At 46.8% G+C, this 25158-nt stretch carries 26 protein-coding genes; 5 read left to right on the forward strand and 21 right to left on the reverse strand.

Going from position 1 to position 25158, the window contains the following annotated elements; translation table 11 throughout:
• Window positions 1-141: 141 nt before the first annotated feature.
• The 6 genes from murQ to BBR47_RS23575 are packed head-to-tail and all read right to left on the reverse strand — an operon-like array spanning window position 142 to window position 6881.
• Window positions 142-1056, reverse strand: a complete 915-nt coding sequence (gene murQ / locus BBR47_RS23550) for an N-acetylmuramic acid 6-phosphate etherase (protein ID WP_015892942.1) — start codon at window positions 1054-1056, stop codon at window positions 142-144.
• 38 nt (window positions 1057-1094) lie between these two features.
• The gene (locus BBR47_RS23555) at window positions 1095-2708 is read right to left on the reverse strand and encodes a glycoside hydrolase family 3 protein (protein ID WP_015892943.1); all 1614 of its coding nucleotides are present in this window, start codon (window positions 2706-2708) and stop codon (window positions 1095-1097) included.
• 30 nt (window positions 2709-2738) lie between these two features.
• Window positions 2739-3701 (reverse strand): GNAT family N-acetyltransferase, encoded by a 963-nt coding sequence (locus tag BBR47_RS23560; protein ID WP_015892944.1) that lies wholly within the window; start codon window positions 3699-3701, stop codon window positions 2739-2741.
• 26 nt (window positions 3702-3727) lie between these two features.
• Window positions 3728-4555 (reverse strand): carbohydrate ABC transporter permease, encoded by an 828-nt coding sequence (locus tag BBR47_RS23565; protein WP_015892945.1) that lies wholly within the window; start codon window positions 4553-4555, stop codon window positions 3728-3730.
• A 17-nt stretch (window positions 4556-4572) separates the two neighbouring features.
• A complete protein-coding gene (locus BBR47_RS23570; RefSeq protein WP_015892946.1) occupies window positions 4573-5520 on the reverse strand; it encodes a carbohydrate ABC transporter permease in 948 nt (315 codons plus the stop codon).
• 29 nt (window positions 5521-5549) lie between these two features.
• Window positions 5550-6881 carry an ABC transporter substrate-binding protein gene (locus BBR47_RS23575; protein ID WP_015892947.1) on the reverse strand — a complete coding sequence of 444 codons (1332 nt, stop codon included), beginning with the start codon at window positions 6879-6881 and terminating at the stop codon, window positions 5550-5552.
• 532 nt (window positions 6882-7413) lie between these two features.
• On the opposite strand from BBR47_RS23575, the gene BBR47_RS23580 reads away from it, so the two are divergent.
• The gene (locus BBR47_RS23580; protein WP_015892948.1) at window positions 7414-8079 is read left to right on the forward strand and encodes a hypothetical protein; all 666 of its coding nucleotides are present in this window, start codon (window positions 7414-7416) and stop codon (window positions 8077-8079) included.
• 142 nt (window positions 8080-8221) lie between these two features.
• Entirely contained in the window at window positions 8222-8821 is a 600-nt protein-coding gene (locus BBR47_RS23585; RefSeq protein WP_015892949.1) for an undecaprenyl-diphosphatase, read from the forward strand.
• 7 nt (window positions 8822-8828) lie between these two features.
• Here BBR47_RS23585 and BBR47_RS23590 read toward each other — a convergent pair whose 3' ends face one another.
• The 10 genes from BBR47_RS23590 to BBR47_RS23635 form a co-directional block, all read right to left on the reverse strand.
• Window positions 8829-9728: an SDR family oxidoreductase gene (locus BBR47_RS23590; protein ID WP_015892950.1), complete on the reverse strand. Its 900-nt coding sequence runs from the start codon at window positions 9726-9728 to the stop codon at window positions 8829-8831.
• 152 nt (window positions 9729-9880) lie between these two features.
• On the reverse strand, window positions 9881-10282 hold the full coding sequence (locus BBR47_RS31845) for a DUF4183 domain-containing protein (RefSeq protein ID WP_015892951.1): 402 nt from the start codon (window positions 10280-10282) through the stop codon (window positions 9881-9883).
• Window positions 10283-10388: 106 nt separating this feature from the next.
• Window positions 10389-10673, reverse strand: a complete 285-nt coding sequence (locus BBR47_RS23600) for a DUF4183 domain-containing protein (protein ID WP_015892952.1) — start codon at window positions 10671-10673, stop codon at window positions 10389-10391.
• 164 nt (window positions 10674-10837) lie between these two features.
• Window positions 10838-11350 (reverse strand): hemerythrin domain-containing protein, encoded by a 513-nt coding sequence (locus BBR47_RS23605; RefSeq protein WP_041749606.1) that lies wholly within the window; start codon window positions 11348-11350, stop codon window positions 10838-10840.
• Between the two features lie 57 nt (window positions 11351-11407).
• The gene (locus BBR47_RS23610; RefSeq protein WP_015892954.1) at window positions 11408-11725 is read right to left on the reverse strand and encodes a hypothetical protein; all 318 of its coding nucleotides are present in this window, start codon (window positions 11723-11725) and stop codon (window positions 11408-11410) included.
• Window positions 11726-11752: 27 nt separating this feature from the next.
• On the reverse strand, window positions 11753-11956 hold the full coding sequence (locus BBR47_RS23615) for a hypothetical protein (RefSeq protein WP_015892955.1): 204 nt from the start codon (window positions 11954-11956) through the stop codon (window positions 11753-11755).
• Window positions 11940-12473 carry a Rieske (2Fe-2S) protein gene (locus tag BBR47_RS23620; protein ID WP_015892956.1) on the reverse strand — a complete coding sequence of 178 codons (534 nt, stop codon included), beginning with the start codon at window positions 12471-12473 and terminating at the stop codon, window positions 11940-11942. The genes BBR47_RS23615 and BBR47_RS23620 overlap by 17 nt, the downstream gene beginning before the upstream one ends.
• Before the next feature lie 16 nt (window positions 12474-12489).
• The gene (locus BBR47_RS23625; protein ID WP_015892957.1) at window positions 12490-13059 is read right to left on the reverse strand and encodes a 4Fe-4S dicluster domain-containing protein; all 570 of its coding nucleotides are present in this window, start codon (window positions 13057-13059) and stop codon (window positions 12490-12492) included.
• Window positions 13052-15226, reverse strand: coding sequence for a molybdopterin oxidoreductase family protein (locus BBR47_RS23630; protein ID WP_015892958.1), 2175 nt, complete (start codon window positions 15224-15226; stop codon window positions 13052-13054). The genes BBR47_RS23625 and BBR47_RS23630 overlap by 8 nt, the downstream gene beginning before the upstream one ends.
• Complete coding sequence (locus BBR47_RS23635) at window positions 15213-16253, reverse strand: hypothetical protein (RefSeq protein ID WP_015892959.1); 1041 nt, start codon at window positions 16251-16253, stop codon at window positions 15213-15215. Before BBR47_RS23635 ends, BBR47_RS23630 begins: the two co-directional genes overlap by 14 nt.
• 186 nt (window positions 16254-16439) lie before the next feature.
• Between BBR47_RS23635 and BBR47_RS23640 the strand changes: the two genes are divergently transcribed.
• Window positions 16440-17147, forward strand: a complete 708-nt coding sequence (locus BBR47_RS23640) for a Crp/Fnr family transcriptional regulator (protein ID WP_015892960.1) — start codon at window positions 16440-16442, stop codon at window positions 17145-17147.
• 83 nt (window positions 17148-17230) lie between these two features.
• Here the strand turns inward: BBR47_RS23640 and BBR47_RS23645 are convergent, their stop codons facing one another.
• The gene (locus BBR47_RS23645; RefSeq protein WP_015892961.1) at window positions 17231-18730 is read right to left on the reverse strand and encodes a nitrate/nitrite transporter; all 1500 of its coding nucleotides are present in this window, start codon (window positions 18728-18730) and stop codon (window positions 17231-17233) included.
• 145 nt (window positions 18731-18875) lie between these two features.
• On the opposite strand from BBR47_RS23645, the gene hcp reads away from it, so the two are divergent.
• Complete coding sequence (hcp, locus tag BBR47_RS23650) at window positions 18876-20171, forward strand: hydroxylamine reductase (protein ID WP_015892962.1); 1296 nt, start codon at window positions 18876-18878, stop codon at window positions 20169-20171.
• 62 nt (window positions 20172-20233) lie between these two features.
• Here hcp and BBR47_RS23655 read toward each other — a convergent pair whose 3' ends face one another.
• From BBR47_RS23655 to BBR47_RS23670, 4 genes are all read right to left on the reverse strand, one after another.
• Window positions 20234-20602, reverse strand: coding sequence for a hypothetical protein (locus BBR47_RS23655; RefSeq protein WP_050763843.1), 369 nt, complete (start codon window positions 20600-20602; stop codon window positions 20234-20236).
• Between the two features lie 140 nt (window positions 20603-20742).
• Window positions 20743-21813 (reverse strand): hypothetical protein, encoded by a 1071-nt coding sequence (locus BBR47_RS23660; RefSeq protein ID WP_041749607.1) that lies wholly within the window; start codon window positions 21811-21813, stop codon window positions 20743-20745.
• Entirely contained in the window at window positions 21803-22378 is a 576-nt protein-coding gene (locus tag BBR47_RS23665) for a sigma-70 family RNA polymerase sigma factor (protein ID WP_015892964.1), read from the reverse strand. The genes BBR47_RS23660 and BBR47_RS23665 overlap by 11 nt, the downstream gene beginning before the upstream one ends.
• Window positions 22379-22529: 151 nt before the next feature.
• Window positions 22530-23123, reverse strand: a complete 594-nt coding sequence (locus BBR47_RS23670) for a YdeI/OmpD-associated family protein (protein WP_015892965.1) — start codon at window positions 23121-23123, stop codon at window positions 22530-22532.
• A gap of 177 nt (window positions 23124-23300) precedes the next feature.
• On the opposite strand from BBR47_RS23670, the gene BBR47_RS23675 reads away from it, so the two are divergent.
• Complete coding sequence (locus BBR47_RS23675; RefSeq protein ID WP_015892966.1) at window positions 23301-25118, forward strand: APC family permease; 1818 nt, start codon at window positions 23301-23303, stop codon at window positions 25116-25118.
• Window positions 25119-25158: the final 40 nt, after the last annotated feature.

Genomic DNA, 25158 nt, shown 5'->3' on the forward strand with positions numbered 1-25158 from the left:
TTACAATATAAGAATGAATGTAATCATATCCTCTTTTCCGCTAATATTCAAATGAACATTTTATGGATCATACAAGTGATTTTCATTACCAGTCATGTGGTACCAAGACAAAAAAAGCCTCATCCAAAAGGATTAGGCTGATCATTCCTGATTGTGATTCCCTTCCAAAACTCGTCGGATATTGCCCTTGTACTGGGTGAGCAAGCGGCTTGCGTCCTCTGCTTGCAGCCCTGTTTTTTGCATGACGATTGCCAGTTTTGCGTCACCATCTGCCTTGTGCAACAGTACGTCAGCCTCATCAGTGGAGACGTTGGTTGCTTCTGCCACGATTTGTTTTGCCCGTTCCTTCAGTTTCTCATTGGTTACCTGCACATTGACCATCAAATTTTTGTACACTTTCCCCAACCGTACCATGCATCCGGTCGTAATCATATTGAGAACCATCTTCTGGGCCGTCGCTGCTTTTAAGCGAGTCGATCCGGTCACTACCTCTGGTCCTACTACCACATTAATCGCCACATCCACACCTTGGCTGATCTGCGCTACCTGGTTGCAGGACACCGAAATGATCTTTGCCTGCTGCCTTCTTGCTTCCGCCAATGCTCCGATGACATAGGGTGTCCGACCACTCGCTGCAATTCCCACCACGGCATCCCCTGCCTTAACGCCATAGGCAATCACATCTTCCCTGCCATTCTGCTCCACGTCTTCGGCTCCTTCGACTGCCCTGACGATCGCTTTTTCTCCGCCAGCTATGACTCCCTGCACCAATGAGGGGTCCGTCCCAAAGGTCGGGGGGCATTCAGCAGCATCGAGCAAGCCCAATCTCCCACTCGTTCCCGCTCCAAAATAAAAGAGTCTTCCGCCGTTTTCCAGACATTCTGCGATCAAATCAACGGCCGCTGCAATCGAAGCCAGCTCCTTTTCAACGGCAAACGCAACTGTTTTATCCTCTTCATTCATAATCTGGACAATTTCCATCGTAGAGAATTTATCCAGCTCTTCCGTATTCCGATTCCTTGTTTCTGTCGTTAAATCACGCAGGTGAAACTTCATCCAGTTACCTCCCACCCATCTACACTCATCTTCTCTTTCTACCCCACACCATGCTGCTTTTTCTCCGATGGAAACAGGCTGACCGGAAGATGTCCAGCGGCCTTTCGTTCGCCGAACAAAATGTTTGCCACAAGCTCTATGGCTTGGTACGTATGGTCGTAAACGGCGAGATACGCATCCACCTCTGGCATTACCAAGAGATCATACGGGTTTCGCAGGGCGACAGCCACGACCTTTTTCCCCTGTTGAATGAGCCGATTCACCAGCAGCGATTGGCCTTTAAAGATATGGGCATTGTACGTAAAAACGACGATTTGCTCCGTGGCTGACATCACATGCGCCGCCATCTCCCCTTCATCCTCTGTCGGGTTGAGCGTCGACATCATATAGTATTCAACTTCACGGTATTTTCTCAATGGTTCGACCAGATCGCCAGAAGCTGCTTGCCCATCCTCTGCCAAAGTAAGGTTGGCAAGCCCCAGAAAAATGACACCGAGCGGTTGCGTGCTTCTCTGTAAAGGAAGTAGCTGATGTTGATTTTTCACCAAGGTTATGGCTTGGGCGAGTGCACTTTTCGCCATGTCTGCATGCTGGACACGGTCAAAGGAAGGGCCTTTTGCTCGCAAGCACTGTTCCCAGGAAAGAAATCGTTTCTTTAATTGAAGAACGCGATTTACAGCTTCGTTGACCCGCTCCTCCGACAGCTCCCCCGAATGAATGGCTGCAACGAGTCGATCGTACGTTTTTTGCTGAACTTCATGCGTGTGGGAAACCAGCACCAGATCGATCCCAGCCTGCACACTACGAACCGCCGCTTCTGCAACCCCGATGGTACCCGCAATAGCTGCCATCTCCATGCAATCCGTAATCGCGACCCCATCAAAGCCGAGTGACTCACGTAATATTCCCGTTACGATCTCCTTGGAATACGTAGCAGGAGAGCCTGACTCATCCATGCTGGGCAAACTGATATGTCCAACCATCACCATGGGGACTCCTGCCGCAATACTACGCTGGAATGGAATCAACTCGACCTGATCCAATCGCGTCCGATCATGCCCAAGCACAGGAACGGCTTCATGAGAATCGATGCTCGTATCACCATGACCAGGGAAGTGCTTGATAGCGGGAATGACACCACTCGCAAGCAAGCCTTGAATGGCGGCCTCCCCAAACCGCGCTACCTGCTCTGGCGCTTCTCCAAAAGACCGCACCCCAATGACAGGATTGTCCGGATTGTTGTTCACATCGACTGTCGGGGCGAAATTGACTGAAATCCCTGCTGCACGTAGCTCCTCACCTGTTGCCTCGTAGATGCGCTTGGCTTGATCGAGATTGCCTGTTGCCCCCAAAGCCATCGCTCCTGGGAAGCGCGTCGCCCCTTTTTGCAGACGGGAAACCACGCCATTTTCCTGATCAGTCCCGACCAACAGCGGATAGGGATGCCAAGACTCATACGCCCAGCTCTGGAGCTTCTGTACACGTTGATAAGTCTCCTCCGGTGTCCCGATATTGCGGCTAAAAAGAATCACGCTGCCAATCTGTTTTTGTTTGATCCACACTTCCATTTCTTCGGGAATATCCAGCGTAGGGTAACCGATCATCAGCAGTTGCCCAACCTTCTGTTCCACCGTCATATGTTCGGCTTGCATGGAATCCTCCTCCCTACTGACCCACTCTTGTTAAGAGAATGTTTTACCGTACTTCGCATACTGCTTCCAACTGCGATATCCGAGCCTCGCATAGAAGTCGACCAGCGTCGTCCAATCGATGACAATGTTTGATATACCGCGATTTCGTAAAGCCACAATGCCTGCCTCCACAATCGCCAGTCCCAGGCCCCGTCCTCTGTACTCCGCATCCACGCCCAACGGACCGATGCCGCCCAGCCCATCTGCAAACAAAGGTGCCCAGTATACGTTTTGGGCAATAAATGGAGAATTAGCATCATTGATCCGGCAAAAACCGACGATTTCACCGTGCAGCTCCACCACGACAAATTCGCGTCCGGTTCCTCCCCGCTGAAAATAGTGAATGGCTTCATACTCCCAGCGTCCGGGAAAGCATCGATGCAAGAAGGCCAAAAAGGCATCTTCGTCCTCCCTCGTCAACAGTCGAAAGCGGCCATCTGGTACCTCTGGCAATTCCAGCTCTGCTGGTTCGGGATACTGGCCTAACAGATCGTTCTCCAACCGATCCTCCGAATGATACCCTTGTCGTTCAAACCATGCTTTTACGTCCGCAGATTCATCGGGTATGCCCGGGAAATAATGATACGGATCGCGCCCCAGCAAGACCTTTTCCACCCCTTGCTCTCGCAATGCATTCTCTGCTCTTGCCAGCAATTCACGCCCGACCCCTTGCCCGCGATGAGCTGTAGACACGAGCAAGACCTGTATCCAGCCAATGCCTTTCCCCAACTGAATGTCGAGCCTTTCCTGCCAGCATTTGGCTACAACAAAACCAACGGGACGCTGCGTCACAGCATCTACCGCAATCCACGACCCTGCTTTGACTACATTCTGATCCTCGAAGCTGTTTTGCCGCATGAGCTCCGTCCGCATGGGAAAGCGATCACCCAACTCCTGATTCCACAGCTCGCACAGAGCGTCCGCATATTGATCGTCCCAAGGTACGTATTGCATCGGATGCTTGCCTCCCTTACTACGCCCTATTTCAATCCAGAAGTTTTGGAGCCTTCCACAAAATATTTCTCCGCAAACAAAAACACGATCAAAATCGGGATCAAGCTGATCAAGGCCCCTGCTACCAGCAGTTGATCCTCTGTCTTGTACTGACCACTCAAAGACAAAATCCCGATCGGCAGCGTAAAGTTCTCGTCCGAAATGAGATAAATGACTGGCGCCAAAATCTCATTCCACTTCCCCATAAACGTAAAGACCGCCAGTGTTGCCAAGGAAGGCTTGCACATCGGCAAAAACACCCGCCAGTAAATCTGGAACGGATTGCAGCCATCCAGCTTTGCCGCTTCCTCGTAATCCTTCGGGATATTTAAAAATGCTTGCCTCATTAAAAAAATGGCAAACGGCTGTCCGAGCCACTCCAAAATCCAAAGCGGAGCCAACGTGTCGAGCAGTCCCAAATTTTTAAAGATAATAAACTGCGGGACTATCGTGACGATCCCCGGGATCATCATTGTTCCCAGCACAATCATGAACAGCGTGTCGCGGAAAGGAAAACGCAGCCTGGCAAAAGCAAAGGCAATCATCGAGCTGGACAATAAAGCCCCGATAACAGAAAGAATCGCAACAATCAGACTGTTGATCGTATAGCTGCTAAAATTCGCCTGTTCCCACACGGTTGTATAATTGCTCCACTGTGTTGGATTGGGCAGCCATTCTGGCGGAAATTGCATGTACTGCTTGTAGGTTTTCAGCGAGTTAAACACAGTCGTCAAAAACGGTACCAGCATAATCAACGCACTCGCTATGACAAACAGGTATCCGACGATTTTATTGAGTGGAAAACGCTTTTGCATGGTTACCTCCTTGCCTCTTAATCATAATGAACCCATTTCTTTTGCAGCTTGAATTGGATGAGCGTAATGGCAAGCAGGATAAGGAACAGCACCCACGCGATAGCAGAGGCGTAGCCCATTTTGAAAAAGCTGAATGCTTGACGGAACATGAATAGCATTAGGACGAGACTGGCGTTATTCGCTCCACCTGTCGAGCCTGCCTCTGTAGAGCCACCCGTCATGACAAAAATCTGCTCGAAGTTTTGGAAGGAGTAAATCGTGTTCAAGATGATGACCAGAAAGGTCGTGCCGGAAATCATCGGGACTGTCACCCGCCAAAACTTTTGCCAAGCGTTCGCTCCATCAATCGAGGCTGCCTCGTACATGTCAGAAGAAATTCCTTGCAGCCCAGCCAGAAAAATAATCATCATGTAACCGACCGATTTCCAGATGGCGATGAGAACCAAGACCGGGATGACCCAGAATTCATCAATCAGCCAGTTTTGCGGGGCGATGCCCAGTTTGGTTAGAAAAGCATTGGCAAAACCGATCCGCTGGTTAAATACCGCATCCGCTACATACGCGATCACTGTCCATGAGGAGATCACCGGCAAAAAGTGAACCATCCTGAAAAATTTCAGGCCCTTCAGCTTTTGATTCAGGGCTACCGCTAATAGCAACGCCAAAAACGTTTTGGCCGGAACGTACAGGATTGTAAAATAGACCGTATTCCATAACGAGCGATAAAACAGCGGGTCTTCAAACAGCTTTGCGTAGTTGTCCAAGCCCGTCCATTTGGGCGGATTTAAAATATCGTAATCCGAAAAGCTAAAGTACAATGACGCGACCGATGTTCCCACGACGAATACGAGAAAGTGGATGAGATAAGGGGAGACCAGGAGCAATCCCCATCTCCCCTCGCTATCCAACCATTTTCTCTTGTTCACAGCAGGCTTCGCCTGTTGCTTGGTTTGCAGCTCTAGCATGGTTGGCACACATCCTCACTGATAGATGACTACTGCTTCTTGAAGAAATCATCCAGAACTTTTTGAATGCCTTGGTCTGTTTTCGTAATGAAGTCGTCCGTTCCGTATTTATCCATGAACAGCTCCGCCAGATTATCCGTGAACACCTTCACCCACTCGGTAAAGACAGCGTTGGTATCAATCGTGCCTGCGAACTCCAAGGTATCGAGGAACACTTTTTTGTTTTCCGGCTTCGTGGCTGGGTTTAGGAACATTTCGGAATTCGCCACTGATTTTTTCACTGGAATAGCTTCGCCTACTTCTGTCCACTCTTTTTGCGCTTCATCAGATGTCGTCCAGTAGGTGATCCATTCTTTAGCGGCCTTGACCTTCTCTTCCTCTGCTTTTTTGTTGATGACCCATGAGTTGGCGATGACGGGTGCGAAGCGTTTGCCGTCCGGCCCTTTTGGCATAGGAGCGACATCGTAATTCAACCCTGCACCATTCATCGAGGTTGTTGCTGCGTAAATATCGATTTGCATCGCTACAGCCCCGCTCAAAAACGCTTTGAAGTTGCTTTGGAACGCCTTTAGATCAGCCGGATTCGGGAAGAGCTTGCGCTGCATGCCGTCGACCATCCACTCGACCGCTTTTTTGTTCTCCGGGCTGTTGATAATCGATTTTTTCAACGTCGGGTCCAATACCCCACCACCATACGCTTTCAAGATGTTAAACGCCCCGCGTGAGCTACCGAAAAACGCGAAGCCGTACTGCTTCACTGATTTTTTGTCAAAAGCAGGATCGTCTGCATTTTTCCCGTTGGCATCGAGGGTCAGCTTGACGGAAGCCGCCTTTAAATCATCCCAGGTCCAGTCAGCCGTAGGGTATGGCACGCCCGCTTTGTCGAACAAATCCTTGTTGTAGAAAAGCGCTCCGACTTGGATGCCCTGCGGCACACCCCAATACTTCCCGTCAGAGTCTTTGTTGAACTCCAGACCGTTGAGCTCCTCTTTGCTGATTTCTTTCGTGACGTAGTCGGTGATGTCGAGAATCGCGCCACGTTGGGCGTAGCCAAATACTTTTGTCCCGTCGCTCTGCCAAAGATCAGGTGCATTCCCAGCCGCGATCTGAGTCGTCAGCTTTTGATAGAAGTCATCATAAGGTGCTGTCATTGTTTTGATTTTGATGTTCGGATGTGACTGTTCGAATTTTGCGATAATTTCTTCCATCTTTTTCTTCGTGGGCGGATCAGAGTTGTAGCCCATATACAACTCAACTTTGTCCCCCTGCTGTGTGGAGGACTGGCTGCTACATCCGGAAATAAGCAATGCCGCGGTTAAGCCAATCAAACCAAGTACTGAGAGAAACCTTCTCTTTTTCATGGAAAACCTCCCCAATTGCAATAAATGAAAACTTGCATAGCTAACGATATTTCCAAACGCCTCACGTACTTCTAGCTACATGTGGATACTTTGAAGGTAATGGACTCTTTACTGACTGATAGGATAAAAGGATAAAGGCAGGAGTTTGTGTAGTCTAAGGAGGAAGTGGGAATCAGAATGGCGCGGAACAGCTCCTTCGTTTTGTTCAGAACGCTTGATATTGTGCAACGATTCGCGGATGCGCAGCAACCCGCCATTCAACACGATATCACCCCTTTAGTCCGCAGGATTATTAAGCGCTTACATGATGGTGAGACGTGGTAATGGATTACATATTTTGTATTATAGACGCTTGAAATAAAATATCAAGATGAATTGTCAGATTTGAAATAAAATTTCAAAACTATTTTTCGACACTTTCTCCCTTTGGTCGTCTGTTATAAAATTTTCACAATTTTTCCCGTTACTTATTCGAATCTCTTTCCGTATTAAATCATGTACACCCAACTGACAAATAATGGGGATGATCAAAATGACCAAGCGTAAGGTACTCGCATTCACCCTGATAGCGGCACTCCTTTTGCCAAACACACCTATTCTGACCAACGAAGCCGCAGCAGCCTCTTCCCACAAAGAGAAAGCAACTGTAACTGCGACCAAGTTAGAAGAGCTTTCCATAAACGATCTGAATCAAAAAGCAAAAGCGACTCTGAATCACGTCAAAGAAGCCATCCCTGACCTGAAGAACTATCACATCACCTCTATCGTAAAAGAGAATGTTACCACCACTTCTGGTCCGATCGAACGTCTGGAAGCGATCTTGTCGAGCAAACCAGACGGTACTACCCCAGACTTCGGAGTTGTCCATGTAAACGCAAGTACGGGAGAGCTGATCAGCGTCGACATTCAAAACGGACTCCCCTCTTCGAAAGAAGTTTTAAGTGATGAGGAAGCGATCAAAAAAGGCAAGGAGCACCTCAAGCTTTTGTTTGGAAAGCAAGCAGAAAAATACAAGTTCTCACAGATCAACTCCTCTACTGTCCAGGAAAACAAGACACAGGTTCTTGTCATTTACACTTCCCCGGATCATACCATCAACGTGACCATGGATCGTGCCGGAAAATTAAAGGCTGTCAAAAAAGACATTTATCCCAAAGCAGCGGGCAAAAACAAAAAACAAAAAACTTTTGCCCAATGAAAAAGAGACGGTTCTGCCGTCTCTTTTTTGATGCTACCGAACCAACCTTACAACCCTGTAATATTTCGTAAGGTAAATCAATTTCCCATTTCTCTCTTATCGATTAAAATTCTCCTGTTACATGTAAAGGGGGATCTCCAAAATGAATGGCATGGAAATCAACATTCACTATTTTCGCTTGATTAATGACTTGGGGAAAGAGTATCCGGCTCTCAATCCCGTGTCTTTTTACGTAGCGGAATATACGGTGTTTATTCTGGCGTTAAGCGCTTTGGTGTATTGGTTTACGAGAAAACATGAGAATCGCATCATGGTCGTTTGTGCGACATTTACGTTTGTCATCGCTGAGCTATTCGGGAAAGTAGCTGGAAGCCTTCATGCGAATAATCAGCCATTCGCAGAGCTTGCGAATGTCAATCAATTGGTACAAAAAGCGGTCGACAATTCATTTCCGAGCGACCATACGATCTTGTTTTTTTCCTTTTGCATGACCTACTGGCTTTTTAGAAAGACGACGGGGCCACTCTGGATGCTGCTTGCTGTTTGTGTCGGGCTTTCTCGCATTTTGGTAGGCGTTCATTATCCGGCAGATGTCATTGTGGGTGCCTTGATCAGCATTGGGTCTGCCTTAGCGGTCTATATAATCGTGCCGAGATTGAGTTTTGTCCATACTCTACTGGCTTTCTATGAAAAGGGAGAGCAAGCGATCTTGCCTACCAAATCGAAGACGAGAGACTTTTAAATCACCGCTACGTCCCTGTAATCGTTCCACCATTGACATGCAATACCTGGCCCGTGACATATCCCGAATCATCCGAGGCCAGGTAGACATAGGTCGGAGCCAGCTCAAACGGCTGTCCTGCGCGACGCATCGGCGTGTCGACACCCAAAGTCGTGATGTATTCTGCCGAATAGCTGGATACTTGCAGCGGAGTCCAGATTGGTCCAGGAGCAACTGCATTCACCCTGATGCCTTGCTTGACCAATTGAAGGGACAAGGAGCGGGTAAAGGAGACGATGGCCCCTTTGGTTGCTGAATAATCAACTAATTGCGGATGACCGGCATAGGCAGTAACCGAAGCCGTACTAATGATGGAACTGCCTGGTTGCAAATGCGGCAACGCCTCTTGTGTGATGTAAAATAAGGGGAAAAGGTTGGTGCGAAACGTGTCTTCCAGTTGCTCGCGACTTATCTGGAGAATGCTTTCTTGTGGAAACTGTACGCCTTGATTCAAAACAAGCACATCCACTTTGCCGAAACAAGCAACCGTTTGGCGTACTACCTCCCGACACCAAGCCTCGTCGCGCAAGTCTCCCGGCAGCAGCAAACATTGCCCTCCGTAATACTCAACGACTTGCTTAGTCTCCTCGGCGTCGATGTGCTCATCCAAATAAGGAATCGCTACGGCTGCCCCCTCCTTCGCAAAAGCAACCGCTACGGCACGGCCGATCCCGCTATCTCCACCCGTTATAATCGCTACCTTTCCCCGAAGCTTGCCGCTTCCGATATAGTCAGGATTATCGAAAATCGGTCGCGGGACCATCAAGTATTCCATCCCCGGTTGTCGATCCTGATGCTGAGGCGGAAACGTAAGGGGAGTCTCTTCGCAAGTAGTTTTGTAACTGTAGTATGGGTATCTCGGATACATGGAAATATACCTCCTGTACGGTTTCAGTCGATATCGCCATGATATTCGCCTACCCTCCTTGATGTGCGCCGTGTACGCCATCAAGGGCACAACATGGAAGGAAAATGGCATGTATGTATGACATGACCTTTTCCCGAGAAGGAAGCTACCATTTATGAGAGAATCATTTTGATGAACTGAAGAATAAGAGGAACCCCTTGTACAGGAATGTCACTCAGAATCACAACTCCCGGCTGGACCACATACAAATTGGAAGGTTGTAGCATTCCATTGATGAATAGATTCATAACCGAAACTTCATTCGGATCCAGAATCCCGGAAGTACTGAATGGCATGACAGCATCACTGTTGGTATACACATTTTTGACTCCATCTGATATTGCTGTATACTGATAGGTTTCTGTTCGTATGATACCAGGCGTACATGGACACGGGGGACAGGGAGGACATGTGGGGGAGGGCTTTACTGGAAAAATCCCGGGACAACCTAATGGCTGGACGATTTGCAGACACTGTCTCCTCACGGTGTATGACTGTGTGACATAGCGCCTCATGAAATCACTCGTCCTTTCTCGAAGTGCTTCGACCCTTCACTCCGATTTACACATATAGTGAACCCCAGGCACATTCCATCCACCTGGGGCCACCATCCTATTCATCTTAGTTAACGACAAACTCTACAACTATGGGTGTACCACCGTTTTCGGCATCTCCACCTGGAATCGTGATCGCTGTTGTTGTGATTGTGGAAGTATTACCTGCCTGAAGCACACCGTTGACGTAGAGATTGTAAAAAGCAAACGTACCAGGAAATGCTGTGGCAGCAGCGCCCGCGTCAGTGGTAAATGCAGTTGCCGCAATGGCAAACGCAGCACCAGTACCGGTTCCAGCACCCATGGTGGACGTAAATCTCAATGAGGTTAGATAAGGTTTAACAATCGGCACTTTGAACACCTCCTCCTCTAATTAATCCCTACTAGTAAATGATTGATTTTATCTGATTGAAACCGACAAATGACAGTATCAACACGCACATTTCCCCTCAATAGGATATAATCGGAAAACGAAATCACCCTCCCACTTTTACCAGTAGGAGGGCTACATGATTTCTAAGCTTGAAACAGTACTCGCAACTGCTCTTTCTCTGCGTCACTCAATACGTATTCTGCCATCGGGAAGAGGACACTCTCTTCTTTAAAGAAATGTTCCATGAGGATTTCTATTGACTTCAGCAAATGAGTGTGGACCGCTTCTATTTCAACTGGTTCAGACTTTTCCTTTTCTACGATTCGCATGAACGACATCAGGCTTTCATGAATAAGATCATGCTCTTCCTCCATGACAGCAATCGGTCCCATCTCCCGTTCGATATAGTTAGCCATCAGGGGATACAGGTCTTCCTCCTCGCGTCTGGAGTGTTTCTCCAGTTCCGCCCGAAACGAGGACGCCAGCTCATGGAGCTCTGTTAAGCCTTTTTTTCGTTTCGTAGGTTCGGCAGTAGCTTTCAGGTTATTTGCCAGATGTACGAGCTCATTCATCTGCTCAGCTAATGCTAGGTGCTCGTCTTTCAGTTTTTCCAGGGCTGGACACAGCTTCCTTCTCCCTTCAAACTCCTGCATCATCCCCATACATCCTATAGGCGGTGGTCCCATTACAATCCCTCCATCTACTAGTGGGAGTTAGTTACCAAAAGAAATGCGATACGCTAGCTGTCCCCGATTGTCCCTAGCAACCATGCGAATACAGTCATCCTCTTGCGAAAAAACAACCGGTCCATTCTGGATGGGAATCGCAACAAACTGGCAAGGATTAAAATAGAGTCGCAGATGCTCCTCATCCTCCGTGATCTCCCATTTTGCCAGCTGCCTTTCCAAGAGAGCCGGACTGTGTGGTTCGGCATTATCCGCCAAATCTTGAATGAGTATCCCCATTTTTTTATCCACCAAGGCAGGCAGCTCCTGGTGAAGCTCGGCAATCGTTTGCTTACTAGGATTCATGGCAACTGATCACACTCCTTTCCCAGATTATTTCCCTTGCTCTCTTCGATCTCGCTGGTCTTTTCTCAATACCATCCATGCCAGTGGGAACAACACTACCGTTGCACCGCTGAGCAAGAGTACCTCCATATATCGCTGTGCAAGATACATGTTGACTGTGTACTGCGTGCAAACAATGCTGGCGAACAAGATCAATGCTAATAGGATGACACCTCTATAGCTGCTCTTCATATTTCTTCACCCCTACAGCGTATACGGCTCCATCTTTCTCTTGAAGCACAATTTCCGGAAGTGGTCTTCTTGGGGGACCAGCGAGCGGATTACCTGTGGCAATATCAAATTTCCCGTGATGGCAAGGACATAGCAGCTCTTTCTCATCCCGGTCCCAAAATACCGGACAACGTAGGTGGGTACATGCATTTTGATACGCCTTGTATTCCTTTTCCTTCACATAAACGAACAACGCGCTGTCATGCTCTCCTGGATAAGCAAACTCAATCGCATCTCCGGGCTTTATATCGCTGAGATTCGCGATTTTTTGTGTGGGATACGACTTGCTGGATGAACTCATCAGCTCCTTGGCAGCTAATGCTCCCCATGGCAGCGTAGATGCCGCGAAAAGACCGGCCGCTCCTACCATTGTTTTCATAAAACTCCGTCGATCCAGACTACGCTCATTGGAACGATTGATGTTATGCGTGTAATTGTCATCCTTCAACGGAATGGGGCGGGTTTTCTCGTTCTCCATAAGGTATATCTCCCCTCTAGAATAGCTTCTGTTTGCCCTGCAGAATGCCAGGCAGGCTAATTTTCACATTGGTTTCGCCTTCCAGCACATCCGGGTCGTGGCTGGCAGTCCATTTGCCATTGGCCAAAGGAATCTGTGCCCGTTTTTCTTCCAGCTCTGCTTCCTCAATCCACTGCAAGGTGTTTGTCGGGCAAACCGAAGCGCACATCGGCGGGATTCCCTCTTTCGTACGGTCGTAGCATAGATCGCACTTGTACATGAGATTCTGCTCTTCATCAAATTTAGGAATCCCATAGGGGCAGGCAATCGTACAATTTTGGCAACCGATGCATTTCTCTACCAAAGCTGACAATACGGCCCCATTATCTGCGATTTGAATCGCCTGAGCAGGACAGCTGCGGGCGCAAGCAGGATTGACACAATGAAAGCACATGAGGGGAATCGTTTGTCTGCTGATAAACGGGTCGACATCCAGTACGTAGTTTCGGTTTCGGCTGTCGTGACCTCCACACTGTGTACACGCCGCCAAGCAGCTTCGACAACCTATGCAATTATCCATTTCGATGTATAAGACTTGTTTACCCATGGCGAACTCCTCCATGTTTGTGCTTGATGATTTTCGCGGCGCACGCTTTAAACTCTGGCATTTTGCTATATGGGTCCAATGCCGGGTTGGTCAGCAGATTGATAGACTGCGCTTTTCCCCAATGGTACGGAACAAACACCGTATCCTCCCGAATCGCCTCGATCACTTTCACGCGGTACTGCGCCTCTCCTCTTCTCGTTTTCAGAGTGACCAGCTCATCGTGTTCAATACCGTAACGTGTCGCTGTTTTTGGGTGAACCTCAAGCAGCGGATCAGGATACATGTCCTTCAAAAACGGGATTCGTCTTGTCTGGTTCCCGGACAAATAGTGGAACACAACTCGTCCCGTCGTTAACCGCAAAGGATATTCTTCATCCGGCTCCTCCGCTGGCGGACGGTAAGGCAGCGCACATATTTTGGCTTTGCCATCCGGGTGATAAAATTTTTTATCGAGGAATAAATGTGGCTGTCCCTCATCGCCTTCCTCGCGGCACGGCCAGAAAACACCGTTGTTTTGATCAATTTTCTCGTAGGTGACGCCGTAGTAGTCAGCTACTCCGCCTTTGGAGACCTGACGTATTTCATTGAAAATATCCTGAGGAGACTTCAAGTAAGTAAAGAATTTTCCGCGCCCCATTCTTTTGGCGATTTCGATCTGAATCCACCAGTCAGGCTTGGATTCGGCAAACCATTCCTGTGCCTGACGGTGACGAATGATGCGCCCTTCGAGATTGGTTGTCGTTCCATCGTCCTCTGCCCAAGTCGTAACGGGAAGAACGACATCAGCGTATTCAGCTGATTCGGACAAGTAAAAGTCGCAGCAAACCATAAAATCCAGACTTTTCAGGGACTCTCGAACATGGTTTAGATTTGGCGCACTTACCACAGGATTGGAGCAGAGTAAGTATAAGCTGCGAATCGTTTTATCCTTCATGAGCTGGAACATCTCATAGGCAGAGACACCTTTCTGCGGCATCTCTTCCGCGGGAATGCCCCATGCACACGCTATTTCACGCACATGTTCAGGATTGTCGAGCTTGCGGTAGCCAGGCAATTGATCGGCTTTTTGCCCATGTTCCCGCCCTCCTTGACCGTTTCCTTGACCAGTAAGGGTTGCTACCCCTGATTTTGGGCGGCCAATCTTGCCTGTGACGAGTGACATGTTCGTATAGGCCGATACGTTATCCGTTCCTTTCGCCTGCTGTTCCACACCACGGCAAAACATCACAATTGCATCGGGTGCCCTCCCGAAAATGTCGGCAGCCCGCACAATCTTCTCCACCGAAACTCCTGTTATTTCGCTGACATACTCCGGTGTGAAGGTAGCAACCACTTCTTTTGTTTCTTCAAAACCATTCGTATGATTTCGAATAAAGTCTTCATCTATATGTCCATTCTCGATCAGGAGATGAACGATTCCGTTTGCCAGCGCCAAATCCGTACCAGGCCGCAGATCCAAGTGGATATCAGCGCGACGTGCCAAAGGCGTTTCCCTTGGATCGGCTACGATCAGGTAGCCGCCTCGATTTTGCACTTCCCAAATACGGAACATGCTGGTTGGGTGACACTCGGCCGCGTTTGATCCGGCCAAAAACAAGCAGTCTGTTTGGTGAATGTCCGTCCAAGGAATAGTAGAACCGCGGTCAATCCCCAAGCTTCGATTCAATCCTGCCGCTGCGGAGGACATACAGAAGCGGCCATTATAGTCGATATAGCGAGTTTGCAAGGCAACCCGCGCAAACTTACCCGTGAGGTAGCATTTTTCGTTCGTCATGGAAACGCCAGAGTAAACAGACAAGGTATCTTTGCCATAGTTGTGCTGCAACTCCTTGAACTTGGAAACGATCAAGTCAAGCGCTTCTTCCCATGACGCTTCCCGAAAGCCTTCCGCCGTGCCTTTTAATGAAGCATCTGTTCGAATCAACGGCCGCTGTATCCGATCCGGATGATTCACCTGCTGATAAGCCGTCACCCCTTTTGGGCACATCTTCCCCAGATTGACAGGAAAATCGTATCGTGGCTCCACTCCAATAATCTTGTTCGTCGTTGTATCTACACGCAGATTCATCCCGCATTGCATACCGCAGTAGCTGCAGTGCGTGCTGACCAATTTCTCATTCGGATGTATCTTGTTTTCAATTACTTTAAAAAATTTATCCTTTGGCATGTTGATTTGCCTCCCTGGCATTGATCTCGTGCGTAGGAACTCCTGTAAAGCGGAACATCCGGTATTTTCTGCGGCACGGCAAGCAAAGTTCAGCCAAGTGGAATCCTTCTTCCATTTGAAAAGCCATTTCGTTTTTACCCAGCACGTTGATTACATCTGCCGACTGTTCCGCAGAAACAAACTCATTGCTGCACACTTTGCACTTTTTCATTTCCTGCTCGCCATAGTGCTCACGATAATTGCGTGCAAACACACTCATGGGACGGAACGGTATGTGAGCCAGTTTTCCGAATGGCAGATATATCAATGTTACAATCACTGCAAATTGATGAGTGACTGATATGACCGGGTGCCCAAAGCCCCCTAAGAACATGTTGCTTGCGGTTAACATCAAGCCTGTCACGCTGATAAACAGCAGCAGGTATAAAGGCAAAAAGTCGTAGACAAAGGATTGTTCAGCCCGTGCCTGCATGTTCTTTAATCTGCGATACAAGGCCATGACTGCTCCACCGATGACCATAAAAGCAGTAATGTTCAACGCGTTGTAAAAGAGAAACGCAATCCAGCCATCCGCTTGTACGGTCAGAACATCCACACCCATGAACACGACCTGATAGTAGCCATTGTCCGTCATCGTGAAGTACATCCAGCCAAACACTAACGGAAAGGTGACAAACGCGGCCAAGATGCATCCCCATCCCAGCAAAATGTGCTGTGTCCAGCGGTACCATCCCCGATTCCAAATAAAGCGATAGATGGCCAGATGATCCACTGCTGTATTCGCCGTGCTTTTACGAAAGAGCAGGCGTAGCCCCTTTTTCAAAATGACATTCGTTGGCGGGCGATCTGCCCACGCAGAAAATCGATAAAGGAAACCTCCGATAAAGACAAGGGTCCCCACCATATAGCCGTAAAGCGCCAAATCAATATGCGTGAAAAAACGTGTTCCCACGTAACTTAGGACGAACAAGCAAGCAATGATGATAAAAGCACGCTTCGCCACTTTGGAAGCAAATAGATAATTCATACAACACCCTCCCTGCTGCTGCTCATTTTTTCCTTTCGCTCGAGACCATTGTAGCAACAGCTCGAAACCCAGGTTGTGATTTACCTCACACCACTGCCACAATCAGGACGATTTTCTCTTCCCAAACTATTGTTTACGGATGATATAATGAGTTACCTATATATCCTTGTTGTAAGGGGGACCCACATGACCGGAAATGGTACAACGTTTGTCGAGCAGATTTCTTCCGATTTTGTGAATTGCCTTGAAACGTTTTCTGTTCGGAAAAATTTCGTTCCCGGAGCCGTTCTGTTTTTGGATGGTGAAAGAGCCGATCAGCTATTCTTAATTTCGTCGGGCCAAATCAAGCTCACAAAAAACACGAACGATGGAAAAGAATTAACACTGCAAGTATTTGGTGCAGGAGAGCTAGTTGGCGTTTCCGGGCTATTCGAACAGGAATTGACGTACACCTCCACAGGAACCATGTTGATGGAGGGTGAGGTATGGATCATCCCACGACAAGGGTTGGAAAAAATGCTCATCAAAAACGGCCAATTTTGCGTAGACTTCCTGCGTTGGATGGGATTGATGAACAGGCGGATGCAGTCCAAATTTCGCGATTTGCTACTCAATGGCAAAATCGGCGCCTTGTATTCCACGCTAATCCGCATGAGTAACACGTACGGCAAGCCACACCCCGACGGAATCCTCATCGACCTTTCCCTTACCAATCGCGATTTGGCACAATTCATTGGACTGACACGAGAAAGTGTCAACCGGATGCTTTCCGATCTAAAAAAACAGGATTCCATCGATCTGCTTCCCCACGGGCATATCTTGATTAAGGACCTTGCCTATTTAAAAGAAGCGATTTATTGTGATGATTGCCCACCTGATATTTGTCAAATGTGAGCAAAGTCTACATACTTTCCTGCACAAAAAAAGTCCTGGACTTGTCCGTCCAAGACTTTTTTTCATCCGTGATTCAAGCTTCTTTATCCATGTCTTTGCTCCACTAGCTCGCTGAACATGCCAGCATAGTACTCGACTTCACCTGCATCGTCCAGAATCGCGCTAATCGTTAACCATTGGAGATACTGATCCCCATTCTTCCGACGATTCCAGATCTCTCCTTGCCAATAGCCATTCTTCTTGATCGAGTCCCACATCTTTTGATAGAAATCGGCATTCTGCCTGCCTGATTTTAAAATATTGGGGGACTTGCCAATCACTTCATTCATCTCATAACCAGTCACTTTCGTAAAAGCGTGGTTCGCACTTTTAATGACTCCTCGCGTATCGGTAATCAGTATCGCCTCTCCCGTCTTTTCCATAATGGTGGCGGCGAGCTGCAGCTTCTCTTGGTAAAACATCCACATCACCAAGACCAAGCTCACCAGTGCAAACTGCGATAACGCCATGAAACCGATCGCGTAATGCCCGGTCAGATTAAATAACAGCGTTAGGATCAACGGCGGGAAAAATCCTCCTAATCCCCCCATAGCAGATACGATCCCATTTACAATCCCCGCTTGTCGCGAGAAATACATCGGCACTAATTTGAACACAGCACCGTTACCGATTCCGGCACATGCCGCTACCAACAAGCACCCTACTGTATACATCAAAATCGATGGCGAAAACGATAAGACAAGACCAGACAAGGCGAGCCCGGCAAACACAATCATCAACGCCTTGAAGGGGTTCCACTTATCTCCAAGCCAACCTCCCAATGGTCTTGCAAGTGTCGCCAAAAGAATGAACCCTGCTGTTCTCATACCTGCATCTACTTTATCCAGTTGGAAATGGCTCACTAAAAAGTTCGGGAGATACACGGTGAAAGCAACGAAGCAACCAAACGTAATAAAGTAGAACAAACTGATCAACCACAGCTTTTCGTTTTTGTAGACACTCTTTATCTGCTGACCAAGAGGAGTCACTACCTTAGGTTCATTTTTATCCCCCATCAAGAAGGTAAGCACTGCGAATCCCACAAGCAATAGCATAAACATCTGTACAGTGGTTGCCCATCCAAACGATTTAGCCAGAACTGGCGCTGAAAACGTCGTGATCGCTGTACCAATATTCCCCATACCGTAGATTCCGTTTACAGAACCATGCTTCTCTTTCGGATAGTATTTAGGTAGAGACGTGACACCAACGGAAAACACCGCTCCGCCTATCCCTATAAATAACCCGCCGATTAACAAATCGGTATACGTGGTCGCCTGGCTAATATAGAAAACAGGAGCCAGCAGCAAGAGAAAGCTGATGCTAAATAATAGCCTCGCGCCAAATCGGTTACTCCAATATCCAACTGGGATTCTCAGCAGCGATCCAAGAAGAACAGGAATCGCTGTCACCCACGCCACTTCGCTTGGACTCATGGGTACGGTTTCTTTGATAAAAGGCATGAGCGATGACAGAATGACCCATACCATGAAACCGACCGTAAGACTCAACGTCTGTAATGGCAACTGCCATTTTCGTACCATAAACAACACCCCTCACTTGGGAAATCTTCTTCATCCACTATGATAAGAGGCAAAGTTTGGTTTCGTTGTGATTTTAATCACAGCTCCTTCCAAGCAATCCGCTTATAATCAAAGCGAAATCTTGGATCGAAGGAGTGGATTATACATGTTTTGTTATCAATGTGAACAGACTCCAACAGGTGGTTGTAAGGTCATCGGCGTTTGCGGAAAGAATGAAGATCTTGCGAGTATTCAGGATACCATTATTTTTGCTTTAAAAGGGATTGCAGCTTATGCGACACATGCTCGACAACTGGGATATATCGATCCTGAAGTGGACGGGATTACACAGGAAGCTCTTTATTTTACATTGACGAATGTGAATTTCAACTTGGACGAACATTTGCAAATGGCCATGAAAGTAGGGAAGGCCGCGATAAAAGTCATGGAGCTTTTGGATCGGGCTCATACGGATCATTTCGGAGTGCCGCAGCCAATCACAGTCTCGCAAAACAAAATAGAAGGAAAATGCATCGTTGTTACGGGGCACAATCTGTTTGCTCTCGAAGAGCTGTTAAAACAGACAGAAGGCAAAGGAATCAATGTATATACGCATTCCGAAATGCTGCCTGCACATGGCTATCCCGCACTGAAGAAATATCCTCATTTGAAAGGGAACATCGGGAAAGCATGGTACGATCAACGCCAGTTGTTTGAGAAGTTTCCCGGCGCTATCCTGGCTACAACAAACTGTGTGATGCCTATTCGAGGCAGCTACGCCGATCGTTTCTTTTCGTATGATATAACCGGTTTGGAAAATGTAACGAAAATCGAAGAAAACGATTTTGCGCCGCTCATTGAAAAGGCATTGTCTCTTCCTGAGGTTTCCATCGAATCGGAACTGACACTGACGACCGGGTATCATCATAAAACGGTTCTGGGCATCGCCCCTGAAATTATTCAGGCAGTCAAGGAAGGAAAGATCAAACGCTTCTTCGTCATCGCAGGTTGTGACGCTCCTGGCAAGGGAGGCGAGTATTACCGTGAATTGGCTACGTCCTTACCACCAGAAGCAGTCATTCTTACGACCTCCTGCGGAAAATTCCGTTTTAACGATGTAGATTTCGGCACCGTGCCAGGTACCGACATCCCAAGATATATCGATTTGGGACAGTGCAATAACTCGGTTTCTACCATTACGATTGCGGCTGCATTAGCCGATGCCTTCGAATGTGAAGTGAACGAGCTGCCGGTAAGTATCGTTCTTTCCTGGTTTGAACAAAAAGCGGTTGCCATCCTGCTCGGTCTGTTTAGCCTAGGGATACAAGATATACGGATCGGCCCAAAATTGCCTGAGTTCATTCAGCCCGGTGTTCTGCAAGTATTACAAGACTTGTTCCATATTCAGTTGATTGGTGATGCTCAAGAAGATATGAAGCAAATGCTCGGAATCACGCAATAAACTGTAACCGCACATTACAAAAGGAGGCACCTTCTTCTAACAGGAAGGTGCCTCCTTTTTCCTTACAGCGGTAAATGCGTAACGGCCGTCCATGTTCCCACTTCTCCTGCCCGCACAGATGGGGGCTTCATTCGAACCGATCCTCGTAATACATAATGTCGCAACCCAATTGTTGGCTCTTCTTTGTAAGCCAAGGTGCCAACAAAATTGGCATAAGGTGATTCAATCGTGATTTGCCTGGACCTCTCATCCCAACTTCCTTGTATGGGAGTCGGAGTACCACGGAAATTAACGGTACCGCTGACCCTGCCATTCGAGACATTGGATATCACCAATGTGCCCAACGTGGTTGGTCTTCCACCGAAGCTCGCTTGAATTTCCCATGTAGAGGGGTACGGCAAGCTGACCCGAGTCATCTGTCCAATTGCCACGGCGACCTCTCCTTTCGATTGACTTTAGCATGAAGTCAAAATGTACGTTACAGTATACGTCGCCATCAAGAATCTTCCCGTAGGCGGACGCACAACTTTATTTTTAACGAAAAAAGAGACGGTTTCCCGCCTCTTCTCTATTACTTCCATTCCGTTTCCGTTTTGTGTTCAATTACGTGTACGACTTTTGGTTCAATTTCTTTCATCATTTGTTTCAGTAACTCATCGCTGATCGTTACTTTATTTTTCCCATCTTGAAGCTGTCCTTCAGCCTGTGTTCTTGCAATCACATCAATCACTTGTTGTTTCGAGATATTTTTCGATGCTGCAATCTCCACAACAGTTTTTCCCTTTGCTAGTTCTTCTTTTAACTCTTTCGGGCTCATTTTTAGTAAAGCAAACAGTTTTTCATCGTTTAAGAAGCTATCAGCAGTATAATCAGGCTTACCATTTAATGAGAAATAGCCTTCTACTCCCGTATTTGGTTCAGGAGCTACCGGAGAAAGACTAATTGAATTACCCTGAACAAATACTTGGTAACCCCCTCCTTCAAATCCTTCTGATCCCTTCTTGGTGTAATTCAAGATAAATGTTTTTTGATTTGGATTGTCCATTTGCTCCATGGCAACCTCGTAATCTTTGATGTTGCCATACAATTTATCAATGAGCTGATCTACCTTCCCCTTGATTTCCTGATCGGATAACGTAATGAGTGCTTTCTCTTTCGGCTCCCAATTCTCTTGCGTCAGGTCTTGAATCTCATCCGTAATACCGTTTGTATGGAGGGTAATCTTTTTGCCAGTTCCCCCTTTTTCCTGCAAGACGATGCTTAATTGGACCTTTTTGGTTGAATCATTGGGGTCTCCAAGGTAGCTTGCCTCGATAATCTCAAATGATTTTGTTTCAGGAATGGCACGATACAGCTTCTCAAGTGTTGCTTTTCCAGCCTCATCCAGCTTGACTTGTTCAGAAGTTATTGGTGCTCGAGTAAGCATGTCAATCACAACAGGGGACGCAAATGCTGCGGTTGGAATCAAAATCGCAGCAGCAACTAATCCACCAATTAATCGTTTTTTCATCGTTATTTCGCTCCTTTTTCGTTGCAAATAGTGAGAATAGGATTGTTCGATTCGTTTGGAAATGGCCGGCGGGCACTCCATCGTTTGTGCCTCTTCGTGCAGATGTTCACGGATTTTGCGTTCAATAGTCATTGATCTTTTCCATCCTTTCCACGGGGAGATTCCCTATGTTTTTTCGAAGCGCCTGGAGGCCAGCATGATATCTGGACTTCACTGTACCCAGCGGAATATCAAGCAAAGTCGCAATTTCCTCAAGCGTATAGTCGTGATAAAAGCGGAAGATAATCACTGTCCGCTGTTTGTCGGTCAGTTCTCGTATGGACTGAGATATCATTTGGTTTGTACCATCCATCAACGCTGTATGTTCATCCAAATAAGACTCATCGTGGGAGAAGGCACGAATGCGTTCAAAAATGCGGAATCTCCTCCAGCTCTTGACCCGAAATCTCTGCACTTGACGGATTACCAGGCCATGCAGCCAAAACTGGAAAGGACGGTTCGTATCGTAATTAGCAAGTGAGGTCCACATTTGCATATAAATTTCATTCATGACATCTTCCCGATCCTGCTTATGATCTACCAGAAAGGAAACGGTCCGGTAGACGTCCTGAAAGGTGGCGTCATACATCGTATGAAACGCTTGTTGATCACCCTCTTTCATTTTTATAAGTAATTGATACATCTCTTCGTTTTGCATTCAGAGGGCCCTCCTGATTAAGCAGCTTACACCCTATATTGTCTCTCGATCGAAAAAAGGTTCGGTTTTCTTCGTATTTTTTTTCAAAATGTAACGAGCCCTATGGCGAAGCACGAAAAAGAGGCGGTAGTTTCCGCCTCTTTTCTTTCCATTAATCATTTAATCCCTTTCCCTCGAGAATTTGCTGCATACATTTTTCAACCCTTGACTCTCGCGTTTTGGCTTGTTTGGGTGCTGAAAAATGAAGCAGGTAGGCTCTTTGCCGTCCCGGAGTCAATGCTTCAAAGGCAGTTTTCAAGTCAGGGATTTCATCCAATTTATTTTGAAATTCTTCAGGAATGGCATATTCTTCATGCTTTTTAAAGTCCACTTCCAAACCGGCTTTTTCAACTTCAATGGCTTCCTGAATATAGGCCTTCAAAATAGATTCCATTTCCATGATTTCTTCCACACTGGTGAACCGGATCTGACGAGCAGCCTGTACATTCTCCGTTTGTTGAATGAGAATCCCATTTGGATCTTTTAACAAAGCACCTTTTTGAAACAGTAGCGCACAATATTCTTTAAATCCATGTATTAAAACGATGTTTTTTTTCTCAAACGTGTAACAGGGATGCATCCACTTGAAGTCTTCGGTCAACTCACAGTCCAGAACAATCCTTCTCAACTTCTCGTATTCTGCCTTCCACTTTTTCGCCTTGCCTAAAAATTCATCAACCTTAGGATTCGTTTTACTTGTTGTCATCAAGAAACACCCCTCATCTCGTTGGTGTCATGTCAATTTTTAGTTTTGACATTATGGTATTTGTATTATTCGATCATCAGCTATTCAGGTTCCTTCTTTTAATGGACTTCATCATTTGACTAATTTTCATGTGGTAGAGGGAAAACTAACGAGAAATGCCAGATAAGGGGACTACGCATGATCTCAGAATTCAAGCGATTTTTACTCGGTAGACCTATGAAATCAAGTGAGCTTGCCGAAGAAAAGTTAAATAAAGTAAAGGCTTTGGCGGTACTTTCATCTGATGCTCTGTCTTCTGTCGCTTACGGAACAGAACAAATTCTTCTCGTGTTAATTTCTTTGGGAGCAGTAGCGATGTGGTACTCTCTCCCCATCTCCATTGCGGTTGTCTGTCTTTTAACCATCCTCATTTTGTCTTATCGCCAGACCATCTTTGCTTATACAACAGGCGGTGGAGCATACATTGTCGCCAAGGACAATTTAGGAACGACTACGGGACTGATTGCAGGTGGCTCTTTACTCGTGGACTACATTTTAACGGTTGCTGTTAGTACGTCTGCTTCTACAGACGCTATTACTTCGGCATTTCCAGTCCTCCATGAACATCGCGTTCTGATTGCACTGTTCATGATTGCCATCGTGACGGTATTAAATTTACGGGGAATCACAGAATCCGCAACGATTTTAATGTATCCTGTTTATTTGTTTGTTTTCGCCATGCTTGTCCTAATTATTGGCGGCGGATATCAATGGCTGGTGGGGAATGTTCAAACTCATCCCCCAGAATATGGGGCAGTTGTTCCAGGTATAACCTTATTTCTTCTATTGAGAGCATTTAGTTCAGGGTGTTCCGCATTAACAGGGGTAGAAGCCGTATCCAATGCCATTCCCAACTTCAGGGACCCCGCACCCAAAAATGCAGCATTAACTCTTATCATGATGGGACTTATCCTCGGAGTTATGTTCATGGGCATTAGCCTGTTGGCCTATTTGTATGGTATTTCACCGAATCCTAAGGAAACAGTGGTATCTCAAATCGCTTCTACTGTTTTTGGACGAGGAATCATGTATTACTCGATACAAGCTGTTACAGCGCTTATTTTATTCCTGGCGGCTAATACTGCTTTTGCAGCCTTTCCTTTACTCGCCTTTATGTTTGCCAAGGACAGATTTATGCCAAACATGTTCATGGTTCGAGGAGATCGTCTTGGGTTTTCAAACGGGATTATTTTCTTGGCTGTTCTTTCTGCCCTATTAGTGATCGCGTTTAAAGGTGAAACGGAAAACTTAATCCCTTTGTATGCGCTCGGTGTTTTTATACCGTTTACCTTGTCACAAGCAGGAATGATGAAACGCTGGATTTCCAAAAAGCCCCGAGGGTGGTTCACACCTTTCATTATTAATACGTTAGGAATGCTTACGACCCTTACCATCTGCCTGATCTTTTTCATTACAAAAATCACACAGGTGTGGCCGATTTTTGTGTTCCTTCCTATCGTCATTTTCATCTTTAGGAAGATAAATCAGCACTATAGAGATTTAGCAAATGAGCTACGACTCGATATGGAAACAGAAAAGCCCGAACCCAAAGGGAGTGTCATCGTTATTCCTGTGGCAGGGATTTCACAGGTGGTGAAAAACACCATTAGTTATGCGCAATCCTTGTCAGACGACATTGTCGCGGTCTACGTCGGGTTCAGTGATGAAGACATGAAAAAAATGGAGGAAAAATGGGAGCTCTGGAATCCGGGAATACGTTTGATTGTCCTGCGTTCCCATTACCGCAGTATAATAAGACCTTTGTTTAAGTTTATTGATACGGTTGAATGGAAAAAGGCAGAAACAGACCATGTTACTGTCATGATTCCACAGTTTATTACCAAGCGCTGGTGGCATAACTTACTTCATAACCAAACGAGCTTATTGATCCGCGCGTATTTATTCGCCCGCCAAGATGTAAAAATTGCTACGGTTCCATACCGGTTAAAGAAATAAAGCCATATCCATTAGACCATAAACAACGAAGAAAACCCGT

Origin of the sequence: Brevibacillus brevis NBRC 100599 (assembly GCF_000010165.1) — a bacterium.
Classification (GTDB): domain Bacteria; phylum Bacillota; class Bacilli; order Brevibacillales; family Brevibacillaceae; genus Brevibacillus; species Brevibacillus brevis_D.

Bases quoted from the DNA above. Each gene is read 5' to 3' on its own strand.
- BBR47_RS23590 (WP_015892950.1), bottom strand. From the start codon at position 9,728: ATGTATCCGAGATACCCATACTACAGTTACAAAACTACTTGCGAAGAG.
- BBR47_RS23645 (WP_015892961.1), bottom strand. From the start codon at position 18,730: ATGGTACGAAAATGGCAGTTGCCATTACAGACGTTGAGTCTTACGGTC.
- BBR47_RS23670 (WP_015892965.1), bottom strand. From the start codon at position 23,123: ATGACAACAAGTAAAACGAATCCTAAGGTTGATGAATTTTTAGGCAAG.
- BBR47_RS23665 (WP_015892964.1), bottom strand. From the start codon at position 22,378: ATGCAAAACGAAGAGATGTATCAATTACTTATAAAAATGAAAGAGGGT.
- BBR47_RS23630 (WP_015892958.1), bottom strand. From the start codon at position 15,226: ATGCCAAAGGATAAATTTTTTAAAGTAATTGAAAACAAGATACATCCG.
- BBR47_RS23580 (WP_015892948.1), top strand. From the start codon at position 7,414: ATGACCAAGCGTAAGGTACTCGCATTCACCCTGATAGCGGCACTCCTT.
- BBR47_RS23575 (WP_015892947.1), bottom strand. From the start codon at position 6,881: ATGAAAAAGAGAAGGTTTCTCTCAGTACTTGGTTTGATTGGCTTAACC.
- BBR47_RS23615 (WP_015892955.1), bottom strand. From the start codon at position 11,956: ATGAAGAGCAGCTATAGAGGTGTCATCCTATTAGCATTGATCTTGTTC.
- BBR47_RS23625 (WP_015892957.1), bottom strand. From the start codon at position 13,059: ATGGGTAAACAAGTCTTATACATCGAAATGGATAATTGCATAGGTTGT.
- BBR47_RS23675 (WP_015892966.1), top strand. From the start codon at position 23,301: ATGATCTCAGAATTCAAGCGATTTTTACTCGGTAGACCTATGAAATCA.
- BBR47_RS31845 (WP_015892951.1), bottom strand. From the start codon at position 10,282: ATGAGGCGCTATGTCACACAGTCATACACCGTGAGGAGACAGTGTCTG.
- BBR47_RS23610 (WP_015892954.1), bottom strand. From the start codon at position 11,725: ATGAATCCTAGTAAGCAAACGATTGCCGAGCTTCACCAGGAGCTGCCT.
- BBR47_RS23555 (WP_015892943.1), bottom strand. From the start codon at position 2,708: ATGCAAGCCGAACATATGACGGTGGAACAGAAGGTTGGGCAACTGCTG.
- BBR47_RS23565 (WP_015892945.1), bottom strand. From the start codon at position 4,555: ATGCAAAAGCGTTTTCCACTCAATAAAATCGTCGGATACCTGTTTGTC.
- BBR47_RS23640 (WP_015892960.1), top strand. From the start codon at position 16,440: ATGACCGGAAATGGTACAACGTTTGTCGAGCAGATTTCTTCCGATTTT.
- BBR47_RS23560 (WP_015892944.1), bottom strand. From the start codon at position 3,701: ATGCAATACGTACCTTGGGACGATCAATATGCGGACGCTCTGTGCGAG.
- BBR47_RS23620 (WP_015892956.1), bottom strand. From the start codon at position 12,473: ATGGAGAACGAGAAAACCCGCCCCATTCCGTTGAAGGATGACAATTAC.
- hcp (WP_015892962.1), top strand. From the start codon at position 18,876: ATGTTTTGTTATCAATGTGAACAGACTCCAACAGGTGGTTGTAAGGTC.
- BBR47_RS23635 (WP_015892959.1), bottom strand. From the start codon at position 16,253: ATGAATTATCTATTTGCTTCCAAAGTGGCGAAGCGTGCTTTTATCATC.
- BBR47_RS23660 (WP_041749607.1), bottom strand. From the start codon at position 21,813: ATGACTATTGAACGCAAAATCCGTGAACATCTGCACGAAGAGGCACAA.
- BBR47_RS23585 (WP_015892949.1), top strand. From the start codon at position 8,222: ATGAATGGCATGGAAATCAACATTCACTATTTTCGCTTGATTAATGAC.
- murQ (WP_015892942.1), bottom strand. From the start codon at position 1,056: ATGAAGTTTCACCTGCGTGATTTAACGACAGAAACAAGGAATCGGAAT.
- BBR47_RS23605 (WP_041749606.1), bottom strand. From the start codon at position 11,350: ATGATGCAGGAGTTTGAAGGGAGAAGGAAGCTGTGTCCAGCCCTGGAA.
- BBR47_RS23570 (WP_015892946.1), bottom strand. From the start codon at position 5,520: ATGCTAGAGCTGCAAACCAAGCAACAGGCGAAGCCTGCTGTGAACAAG.